Annotated in this window: 6 protein-coding genes and 1 pseudogene; 6 read left to right on the forward strand and 1 reads right to left on the reverse strand. The window is 68.8% G+C overall.

Going from position 1 to position 11,012, the window contains the following annotated elements:
• The 5 genes from NH287_RS13895 to NH287_RS13915 form a co-directional block, all read left to right on the forward strand.
• Nucleotides 1-871: biotin-dependent carboxyltransferase family protein (locus NH287_RS13895; protein ID WP_253036092.1), on the forward strand; the 871-nt coding region annotated here is incomplete at its 5' end.
• A gap of 27 nt (nucleotides 872-898) precedes the next feature.
• Nucleotides 899-1,504 (forward strand): hypothetical protein, encoded by a 606-nt coding sequence (locus tag NH287_RS13900; RefSeq protein WP_253036093.1) that lies wholly within the window; start codon nucleotides 899-901, stop codon nucleotides 1,502-1,504.
• Nucleotides 1,505-1,771: 267 nt separating this feature from the next.
• Nucleotides 1,772-5,269: a DNA-directed RNA polymerase subunit beta gene (locus NH287_RS13905; RefSeq protein WP_064003342.1), complete on the forward strand. Its 3,498-nt coding sequence runs from the start codon at nucleotides 1,772-1,774 to the stop codon at nucleotides 5,267-5,269.
• Nucleotides 5,270-5,310: 41 nt separating this feature from the next.
• Nucleotides 5,311-9,186, forward strand: a complete 3,876-nt coding sequence (gene rpoC, locus NH287_RS13910) for a DNA-directed RNA polymerase subunit beta' (RefSeq protein WP_253036094.1) — start codon at nucleotides 5,311-5,313, stop codon at nucleotides 9,184-9,186.
• Nucleotides 9,187-9,284: 98 nt separating this feature from the next.
• A complete protein-coding gene (locus NH287_RS13915; RefSeq protein WP_253036095.1) occupies nucleotides 9,285-9,878 on the forward strand; it encodes a hypothetical protein in 594 nt (197 codons plus the stop codon).
• Between the two features lie 4 nt (nucleotides 9,879-9,882).
• Here the strand turns inward: NH287_RS13915 and NH287_RS13920 are convergent, their stop codons facing one another.
• Complete coding sequence (locus NH287_RS13920) at nucleotides 9,883-10,491, reverse strand: hypothetical protein (RefSeq protein WP_253036096.1); 609 nt, start codon at nucleotides 10,489-10,491, stop codon at nucleotides 9,883-9,885.
• A gap of 131 nt (nucleotides 10,492-10,622) precedes the next feature.
• Here NH287_RS13920 and NH287_RS13925 point away from each other — a divergent pair.
• Nucleotides 10,623-11,012: pseudogene (locus tag NH287_RS13925) on the forward strand (hypothetical protein); the annotation flags it as partial.

Consider the following 11,012-nt stretch of genomic DNA (forward strand, 5'->3'; position numbering starts at 1 on the left):
CGCCGTCGTGCAGGACCCCGGCCCGTTCGCGACGGTGCAGGATGCCGGTCGCCCCGGCGCGCTCGCCGACGGTGTCGCACGCTCCGGCGCTGCCGACCGCCCGGCGCTCGCCGCCGCGAACCGGCTCGTCGGCAACGTACCGGGCGCCGCCGCGATCGAGGTGACCCTGGGCGGCTTCCGCGCGACCGCGACCCGTGATCTCTGGATCGCCGTCACCGGGGCGTGGGGGAGCGTCCACGTCGCCGGGCGCGAGGTCGACCCGTATCGCCCGGTGCTCTGGCCCGCCGGCACCGACCTGTCGATCGGCACCTTCCGCGCCGGGGTCCGCGCCCTGCTCGCCATCCGCGGCGGCGTCGCCGGGCACCCCGTCGTCGGATCGATCGCGACCGACACGCTCGCGGGTCTCGGGCCGGCGCCGCTGCGCGCGGGCGACGGGATCGCGACGGCGGATGCCGCCCGGCATCCCGTCCCACCCGTCGACCTGTGGCCGTGGACGCCGCCGCCGACCGTCATCGACGTCCCCGTCGCCGCCGGTCCCCGCGCCGACTGGTTCACCCCGGCGGCGCGGCGGGCGTTCCTCGAGACGACGTGGGTCGTCGGCGCCCGCGCCGACCGTGTCGGCATCCGTCTCGACGGTCCGCCGCTGGCGCGGACGGCGGATGCCGCTTCCCGGGAGCTCGCGAGCGAGGGGATGCTGCCCGGCGCCGTCCAGGTGCCGCCGGACGGTCTGCCGGTCGTCCTCGGGACGGACGGACCGGTGACCGGCGGGTACCCCGTGATCGGCGTGGTGACCGCCGCGGGACGCGCGGCGCTCGCCCAGGCCCGACCCGGTTCTCACCTTCGGCTCCGCAGCGCAAGCCCTCGGCGGTGATCGCCGCCGGCCCGTAGGGTCGGCTGCATGTCGTTCCGTCGCGCCTCCGTCGCCCTCGCGCTCGCCGCCGCCCTGGGCCCGGCGGCCGCGGTGGGATTGACCGGATGCACCGCCGAGTCCGCTCCGCCCGCCGAAACGCAGGAGGTCTCGCCGCAGCAGACGGAGGCCGTCGAGTTCGCCCCCGCCACCGGCGCGGAGGTCGCGACCGACGAGTACACGTTCCGCCTCCCCGACGGCTGGGGCTTCCCCGACGGCGCCCCCGACGGATTCGACCCCACGACGTTCGCCGCCGACCTCCAGGACGACGACGACTACCCCGACAACGTCAACATCCTCGTCTCGCCCGGCGGCGAGGTCACCTCCGACCAGGTCGAGCAGAGCGGCATCGACGAACTCGAGGGCGCCGGCGCCACCGACGTGCAGACCCTCGACCGGGTGACCGCGGCGGGCTCCGAGTCCGCGCACCTCACGGCGACCGTGTCGACCGGGGAGGTCCCGTACGTGATCGACCAGTACTACCTCGTCGACGCCGGGCAGACCTACATCGTCACCTTCTCCTCGAGCGTCGACGTGCCGCAGGAGGATCGCGACGCGCTCGCGATGTCCGTTCTCGCGACCTGGCAGTGGGTCTGAGCGGCGGAGCCGGGGGTTGAGCGGCGCCGACCGGGCGTGAGTTATACCGCAGCATCCGAAAGTCGTCAACGATCCGACTGGACACGGCGCGTCGTCCGTCCTATAGTGGGTAGTTGCGCTCCCCTCTACTTGCCCTCATATGGTGGTCGGCTTGTGCCTGCGCCCCCGACGGTTCCCGTCGGCGCGCGCCGCAGGTGTCGGATGCGGGAGTACTCCACCTGACGACAAGGAAAACCAGCCCTCCCCGGGCTCACGGAGGTAATTCCCTTGGCTGCTGCGCGCAACGCAACTTCCACCACCACCACCAAGAACGGCCGCGGGGCATCCCGCCTCTCGTTCGCCAAGATCTCCGACACGCTGACGGTCCCCGACCTTCTGGCGCTGCAGACCGAGTCGTTCGACTGGCTCGTCGGCAACGAGGCGTGGAAGGCACGCGTCGCCGAGGCGCAGGCCGCCGGCCGCACCGATGTGCCCGAGATCAGCGGCCTCGAGGAGATCTTCGAGGAGATCTCGCCGATCGAGGACCTCGGCGAGACGATGCAGCTCTCGTTCACCAACCCCTACCTCGAGCCCGAGAAGTACTCCATCGAGGAGTGCAAGGAGCGCGGCAAGACCTACGCCGCCCCGCTCTACGTCGAGGCCGAGTTCATGAACCACCTCACCGGTGAGATCAAGACGCAGACGGTCTTCATGGGCGACTTCCCGCTCCAGACCGCCAAGGGCACCTTCATCATCAACGGCACCGAGCGCGTCGTCGTCTCGCAGCTCGTGCGTTCGCCGGGTGTCTACTTCGACAAGACGCCCGACAAGACCTCCGACAAGGACATCGTCTCGGCGCGCGTCATCCCGAGCCGCGGCGCCTGGCTCGAGTTCGAGATCGACAAGCGCGACCAGGTGGGCGTGCGCATCGACCGCAAGCGCAAGCAGTCCGTCACCGTCTTCCTCAAGGCCCTGGGCCTGTCGAGCGAAGACATCATGCAGGAGTTCGCGGGCTTCAGCTCGATCGAGGAGACCCTCGAGAAGGACACGATCCTCACCAAGGAGGACGCGCTCCGCGACATCTACCGCAAGCTCCGTCCGGGCGAGCAGGTCGCCGCCGAGGCCGCCCGCGCGCTGCTGGACAACTTCTACTTCAACCCGAAGCGCTACGACCTGGCCAAGGTCGGTCGGTACAAGATCAACCAGAAGCTCGGCATCGACAAGCCGCTGAGCGACTCCGTCCTGACCGTCGAGGACATCGTCGCGACGATCAAGTACCTCGTTCGCCTGCACCGCGGTGACGTCAGCTACGACGGCGTCCGCGCCGGCAAGCCCGCCGAGATCCGCCTCGACGTCGACGACATCGACAACTTCGGCAACCGTCGCATCCGCGCCGTCGGCGAGCTCATCCAGAACCAGGTCCGCACCGGTCTGTCCCGCATGGAGCGCGTCGTCCGCGAGCGCATGACCACGCAGGACATCGAGGCGATCACGCCGCAGACCCTGATCAACGTCCGCCCCGTCGTGGCCGCGATCAAGGAGTTCTTCGGAACCTCGCAACTGTCGCAGTTCATGGACCAGAACAACCCGCTCGCGGGTCTGACCCACAAGCGTCGCCTCTCGGCGCTCGGCCCCGGTGGTCTCTCGCGTGAGCGTGCCGGCGTCGAGGTCCGTGACGTCCACCCCTCGCACTACGGCCGCATGTGCCCGATCGAGACCCCGGAAGGCCCGAACATCGGCCTCATCGGTTCGCTCGCGTCGTTCGCGCGCATCAACGCGTTCGGCTTCATCGAGACGCCGTACCGCCGTGTCGTGGGCAACAAGGTCACCGACCAGATCGACTACCTGACGGCCGCCGAAGAAGCGGACTACGTCGTCGCGCAGGCCGGTGTCGAGCTCAACGCCGACGGCACGTTCGTCAACGACCGCATCCTCGCCCGTCGCGGTCAGGGTGGCGAGGTCGACCTGTTCCCGGTCGACGAGATCGGCTACATGGATGTCTCGCCGCGCCAGATGGTGTCGGTCGCGACCTCCCTCATCCCCTTCCTCGAGCACGACGACGCGAACCGCGCCCTCATGGGTGCGAACATGCAGCGTCAGGCCGTCCCGCTGCTGCGCAGCGAGTCGCCGATCGTCGGTACGGGTATGGAGGGCTACGCGGCCATCGATGCCGGTGACGTCCTCACCGCCGAGAAGGCCGGTGTCGTCTCCGAGGTCTCGGCCGACGTCGTCACCGTCCAGCTCGACGAGGGCGGCACGCAGGACTACTTCCTGCGCAAGTTCGACCGCTCCAACCAGGGCACCTCGTACAACCAGCGCGTCGTGGTCTCGGCCGGCGACCGCGTCGAGGTCGGCGAGGTCATCGCCGACGGCCCCGCCACGGAGAACGGCGAGCTCGCCCTCGGCAAGAACCTCCTCGTCGCCTTCATGACGTGGGAGGGTCACAACTTCGAGGACGCCATCATCCTCAGCCAGGAGCTCGTGAAGAACGACACGCTCTCCTCGATCCACATCGAGGAGTACGAGGTCGACGCTCGCGACACCAAGCTCGGCAAGGAGGAGATCACCCGTGACCTCCCCAACGTCAGCCCCGACCTGCTGAAGGACCTCGACGAGCGCGGCATCATCCGCATCGGCGCCGAGGTTCGCCCCGGCGACATCCTCGTCGGCAAGGTCACGCCCAAGGGTGAGACCGAGCTGTCGGCCGAGGAGCGCCTGCTCCGCGCGATCTTCAACGAGAAGAGCCGCGAAGTCCGTGACACCTCGCTGAAGGTGCCCCACGGCGAGCAGGGCACGATCATCGCCGTCAAGGAGTTCAACGCCGAGGACGGCGACGACGAGCTCGGCTCGGGCGTCAACCGCCGCGTCGTGGTCTACATCGCCCAGAAGCGCAAGATCACCGCCGGTGACAAGCTCGCCGGCCGCCACGGCAACAAGGGTGTCATCGCGAAGATCCTGCCCGTCGAGGACATGCCCTTCCTCGCCGACGGCACCCCGGTCGACGTCGTGCTGAACCCGCTCGGCATCCCCGGTCGAATGAACTTCGGTCAGGTCCTCGAGACCCACCTCGGCTGGGTCGCGAAGCAGGGCTGGAAGGTCGACGGTTCGCCCGAGTGGGCTGCGAAGCTGCCCGAGCAGGCCCGCGAGGCCGCGCCCGGCACGAAGGTCGCGACCCCGGTGTTCGACGGTGCGTTCGAGGAGGAGATCGCGGGTCTGCTCGACTCGACGAACCCCACCCGTGACGGCGAGCGTCTCATCGACAGCTCGGGCAAGGCGAAGCTGTTCGACGGTCGCTCCGGCGAGCCGTTCCCGGCTCCGATCTCGGTCGGCTACATGTACATCCTGAAGCTGCACCACCTCGTCGACGACAAGATCCACGCACGCTCGACGGGCCCCTACTCGATGATCACCCAGCAGCCGCTCGGCGGTAAGGCCCAGTTCGGTGGCCAGCGCTTCGGTGAGATGGAGGTCTGGGCGCTCGAGGCTTACGGTGCCGCATACGCACTGCAGGAGCTGCTGACGATCAAGTCCGACGACATCGTGGGACGCGTCAAGGTCTACGAAGCCATCGTCAAGGGCGAGAACATCCAGGAGCCCGGCATCCCGGAGTCGTTCAAGGTCCTCATGAAGGAGATGCAGTCCCTCTGCCTGAACGTCGAGGTCCTCTCGGCCGACGGCACCGAGGTCAACCTGCGCGACAGTGACGACGAGGCCTTCCGCGCAGCGGAGGAGCTCGGCATCAACATCTCCACCCGGTTCGAGTCGACGTCGATCGACGAGATCTGACCCGTACCGGCAACGAACAGAATTCCGACACAGGAGAATCAGTGCTCGAGTCACACACCTTCGATCAGCTTCGTATCGGTCTCGCCACCGCCGACGACATCCGTCGTTGGTCTTTCGGCGAGGTCAAGAAGCCCGAGACCATCAACTACCGCACGCTGAAGCCCGAGAAGGACGGCCTCTTCGGAGAGCAGATCTTCGGACCGTCCCGCGACTGGGAGTGCGCCTGCGGCAAGTACAAGCGCGTCCGCTTCAAGGGCATCGTCTGCGAGCGCTGCGGCGTGGAGGTCACCAAGTCCTCCGTCCGTCGTGAGCGCATGGGCCACATCGAGCTCGCCGCCCCCGTCACCCACATCTGGTACTTCAAGGGCGTCCCCTCGCGCCTGGGCTACCTGCTGGACATGGCGCCGAAGGACCTCGAGAAGGTCATCTACTTCGCCGCCTACATGGTGATCTCGGTCGACGAGGACGCACGCCACCGCGACCTGCCGACCCACGAGGCGAACCTCCGCCTCGAGATCAAGAACATCGCCGACCGTCGCGACGCCCGCGTCGCCGACCGCCTGCAGAAGCTGGAAGACGAGCTCGCCGCCCTCGAGGCGGAGGGCGCCAAGGCCGACCAGAAGAAGAAGGCCAAGGACGCCGCCGAGAAGGAGATGGCCACCATCCGCAAGCGCGGCGACGAGCAGGTCGCCAAGCTCGAGCGGATGTGGGACGAGTTCCGCAATCTCGAGGTCGGTCAGCTGAAGCAAGAAGACGACATCTTCCAGGAGCTGCAGGACCGCTTCGGTCAGTACTTCGAGGCCTACATGGGCGCCGAGTCGATCAAGCGTCGCCTCGAGGCGTTCGACCTGGCCGCCGAGGCCGAGTCGCTGCACCTGCAGATCTCCGAGGGCAAGGGCCAGCGCAAGATCCGTGCGATCAAGCGCCTCAAGGTCGTCAACTCGTTCCTGTCGACCGGCATGAGCCCGGCCTCGATGGTGCTCGACGTCGTCCCGGTGATCCCGCCGGAGCTGCGTCCCATGGTCCAGCTCGACGGTGGCCGTTTCGCCACCAGCGACCTGAACGACCTGTACCGTCGCGTGATCAACCGCAACAACCGTCTCCGTCGCCTGATCGACCTCGGTGCCCCCGAGATCATCGTCAACAACGAGAAGCGGATGCTGCAGGAGGCCGTCGACGCCCTGTTCGACAACGGCCGCCGCGGTCGTCCCGTCACGGGTACCGGCAACCGCGCCCTCAAGTCCCTCAGCGACATGCTGAAGGGTAAGCAGGGTCGCTTCCGCCAGAACCTGCTCGGCAAGCGCGTCGACTACTCGGGCCGTTCGGTCATCATCGTCGGCCCGCAGCTGAAGCTGCACCAGTGTGGTCTGCCCAAGCAGATGGCGCTCGAGCTCTTCAAGCCGTTCGTGATCAAGCGCCTCATCGACCTCGGTCACTCGCAGAACATCAAGGCCGCCAAGCGTGCCGTCGAGCGCACCCGTCCCGAGGTCTGGGACGTGCTCGAGGAGATCATCCGCGAGCGTCCCGTGCTGCTGAACCGTGCGCCCACGCTGCACCGTCTCGGCATCCAGGCGTTCGAGCCGCAGCTCGTCGAAGGCAAGGCCATCCAGCTCCACCCGCTCGTCTGCGCCGCCTTCAACGCGGACTTCGACGGTGACCAGATGGCCGTGCACCTGCCGCTGTCGGTCGAGGCTCAGGCCGAGGCCCGCGTGCTGATGCTCGCCTCGAACAACATCCTCAAGCCGTCGGACGGCCGCCCGGTGACCCTGCCCTCGCAGGACATGATCATCGGTCTGCACCACCTGACGACGATCAAGGAGGGTGCTGCCGGTGAGGGCCGTGTGTTCGGCTCCGTCGGCGAGGCGATCCTGGCCAAGGACGAGGGCACCCTCGACCTGCAGGCCAAGGTCCGCATCCGCGTCCCGGGTCTGACGTTCCTCGAGGGCGAAGCGCCCGAGGGCTACGAGCGCCACGGTCTGGTGGATGCCTCGCTGGGTCAGGCGATCTTCAACGACACGCTCCCCAAGGGCTACCCGTTCGTCCGCGAGCAGGCCGACAAGGGCAAGCTGTCGCAGATCGTCAACAAGCTGGCCGAGGAGTACCCGAAGACCGAGGTCGCGGCATCCCTCGACCGGATCAAGGACGCCGGCTTCTACTGGGCCACCCGTTCGGGTGTGACCGTCGCCCTCAGCGACGTCCTCACGCCGCCGAACAAGAAGGAGATCGTCGCCGCCTACGAGAAGCAGGCCGCGAAGGTCCAGGGCCAGTTCGAGAAGGGTCTCACCACCGACGCCGAGCGTCGTCAGGAGCTCATCAAGATCTGGACCGAGGCGACCGACGAGGTCCAGAAGGCGATGCGGGACAACTTCCCGTCCGACAACACCATCAACCGCATGGTGAGCTCGGGTGCCCGTGGTAACTGGCTGCAGATCCGCAACATCGCGGGTATGCGAGGCCTGGTGAACAACCCCAAGGGTGAGATCATCCCCCGTCCGATCATCTCCTCGTACCGCGAGGGTCTGTCGGTGGCGGAGTACTTCATCGCGACGCACGGTGCCCGTAAGGGTCTGGCCGACACGGCCCTCCGTACCGCCGACTCGGGGTACCTCACGCGTCGTCTCGTCGACGTCTCGCAGGATGTCATCATCCGCGAGGAGGACTGCGGCACGACCAAGGGTCTCGAGTTCACGATCGCCGCTCCCGGCACCGACGGCACGCTCGTGCGTGACGCCAACGTCGAGAACTCGGTGTTCGCCCGTACCCTCGCCGCCGACGTCGTCGACGCGCAGGGCGCCGTCCTGGCCGAGGCCGGCGACGACGTGGGTGACGTTCTCATCGACAAGCTGGTCGCCGGTGGCATCGAGAGCATCAAGGTGCGCTCGGTCCTCACCTGTGACTCCGCCGTCGGTGTGTGCGCCAAGTGCTACGGCCGTTCGCTGGCCAGCGGCAAGCTCGTCGACATCGGTGAGGCCGTCGGCATCATCGCCGCCCAGTCGATCGGTGAGCCCGGTACCCAGCTGACGATGCGTACGTTCCACACCGGTGGTTCGGCATCGGCGGACGACATCACCCAGGGTCTGCCCCGTGTCCAGGAGCTGTTCGAGGCGCGTACCCCCAAGGGTGCGTCCCCGATCGCCGAGGCTGACGGTGTCATCAAGATCGATGAGACCGAGAAGGCCAAGAAGGTCATCCTGACCCCGGACAACGGTGACGAGCCGCACGTCTACCCGGTCCTCAAGCGCGCCACCCTCCTCGTCGAGGACGGCCAGCGTGTCGTGGTCGGTCAGCCGCTGCAGGTCGGAACGCTCGACCCCAAGGAGGTCATGCGCGTGCAGGGTGCCCGCGAGGTGCAGAAGTACCTCGTCGGCGGCGTGCAGGGCGTGTACCGCTCGCAGGGTGTGCCGATCCACGACAAGCACATCGAGGTCATCGTGCGCCAGATGCTGCGCAAGGTCACGGTCGTCGACCACGGTGAGACGGACCTGCTGCCCGGTGAGCTGGTGGACTTCAAGCGCTACCAGCAGATGAACCGCGAGGCTGTCGCGGCGGGCAAGCGTCCCGCCTCGGGTCGCCCCGAGCTGATGGGTATCACGAAGGCGTCGCTCGCGACGGAGTCGTGGCTGTCGGCCGCATCGTTCCAGGAGACCACCCGCGTCCTCACGCAGGCGGCCATGGAGGGCAAGAGCGACCCGCTCGTCGGCCTCAAGGAGAACGTCATCATCGGAAAGCTCATCCCCGCCGGCACCGGCCTTGCGAAGTACCGCAACGTCGTGGTCGAGGCGACGGAGGAGGCCAAGAGCGAGCGGTACCCCAACCGCATCTTCGCCTCGGACGGCGCGTACAGCGACGCCGACCTGAGCTACGTCGACTTCGACAGCTTCTCGACCGACGACTTCACCCCCGGCAGCTATAACTGATCGAGGTGTGATCGTCTGACCGAAGGCCCCCGGGATCTCCCGGGGGCCTTCGGCGTCGTCGGCGCGGATCGGTCCGGCCGGGCGGCTACCCTGGGGGCATGGCAGGGGTGGGAGGGCGCAACGCCGGCTTCGCGTGGTTCGTCGGCGTCGTGAGCGCGGCGATCGTCGTGACGCTGCTGGTGCTCGCCGTGCCGATGTTCCCCGCCGCCTCGCGATGGATCTCCGAGGCCGCGGGGGTGCCGCAACCCACGGCATCCGCTGCTCCGACTTCGGCACCTCTCGGCTGTCGCGACCTCTACAACGAAGCGGCGTGGGCCGGTCTCCGGTGGACCGAGGGTGCCGAGATGGTCGCCTCGACGGATGCGCCGGTGTCGGCGGCCGCCGACCTCGTCGCCGCACTCGAGCCGCAGGTGCTCGTCACGTGCACCTGGACCTCCGGGCGAGGTGAGATCTCCACGACGGTCGCGACAGTGCCGCCGGATGCCGGGGCCATCGCGACGGCTGCGTTGCCGCCGCTCGGGTTCGAGTGCGCCCCCGAGGGTGACCGCGTGCGCTGCTCGCGCACCGAGGGCGACCTGCTCGAGACGATCGAGGCCGGCGGCGGGCAGTGGGTGTCGACGTCGCAGCAGGCGTGGCATCCGACCCAGTACGCGGACGGTGTCGCCGCCGCGGTCTGGTCACGCGCAGGCTGAGCGCTCAGCCCCAGATCGACCGGACGATCGCCGCCGTGTACCCCTGGGGTGCGAGGTTGGAGTACTGCGTGTCGATCGCCACCCCGTCGCGCCAGTAGACGGTGCGCCCGACCGGGAGCCCGAGCTCGTCGGTGCCGCTCTTCTCGCACCGCAGTCCCTCGTCCGGCTCGTAGCAGGTGTAGCCCTCGTCGACGCCGAGCAGGTAGAGCGCATCGCGCGCCTCGCGTTCGGGGGAGTAGCCCACGACGGTGACGAGACTCGTGCGACTTGCGCCGGGGTCAGCCCACACGCACACGCGGCTGCTGTCGGGCCGGATGCCGCCGCCCATGCCCGGTGCGTTGAGCGGGATGCCCTGCAGGGTGTCCAGGATGCCCGGGGTCAGGATGCTCTCGCAGTCCTTCGGCAGCGGCGTGGTCGAGGTCGACGGGCCGAACGGGAACTCCGCGATGGCGACGGGCGTGACGGTCGGGCTGGGGGTTCCGGATGCCGCATCCGTCGGCGCGGGCGGCACCGCGTCGGGCTCGGGGGCACAGGCCGTCACGGCGCCCGCGAGGGTGAGGGCGGCGAGGGCGCCGACGAGCGCACGGCGGATGCGGGGGCGTCGGCTCGACATGGGGTCCACGATACGTCTCGACCCGGACGCGGCGTCGAGACACGTCGGGGCGCCTCCGCGGCGGCTGGGGGCGCCGACGATACGCTCGCTGGAGCGGTGGCGCACGCCTCCGCGTGAGGAGTGACACCGCCATGAGCGACCCCCAGTTCGGCGAGCGGAACGAACCGACGCGTGAGCCCGCCTACGGCGAGCCCGTCGAGGAGCCCACGTCCACCGGCGAGCCCCGCGACGTCGACCACGTCGTCGGCAGCGCCAACGACAGCCTCGCCGAGGCCGAGGCCGCCTCGCGCACCGCCGAGGACCGCCCGCGCGGTGACGCGGACTTCACCGCGACCGACCGCGGTTCGGACCTGTCGATCGACTACGGCAAGTACAGCGAGCCCGACGCGCCCGTGACGGCCTCCGCCGTCGAGAGCGAGCCGCTGTACCGTCCGGCGGCGACGGAGACGGACTCCGAGGCATCCACCGCCCACACCGACGTCGTCGACGCGCCCGCGCGCCACGACGACGCCCCGGAGCCC

Source organism: Microbacterium sp. CnD16-F (genome assembly GCF_024124465.1).
Classification (GTDB): Bacteria; Actinomycetota; Actinomycetes; order Actinomycetales; family Microbacteriaceae; genus Microbacterium; species Microbacterium gawkjiense.

Coding starts and splice junctions, on each gene's coding strand:
- NH287_RS13900 (WP_253036093.1), top strand. CDS start 899: ATGTCGTTCCGTCGCGCCTCCGTCGCCCTCGCGCTCGCCGCCGCCCTG.
- NH287_RS13915 (WP_253036095.1), top strand. CDS start 9,285: ATGGCAGGGGTGGGAGGGCGCAACGCCGGCTTCGCGTGGTTCGTCGGC.
- NH287_RS13920 (WP_253036096.1), bottom strand. CDS start 10,491: ATGTCGAGCCGACGCCCCCGCATCCGCCGTGCGCTCGTCGGCGCCCTC.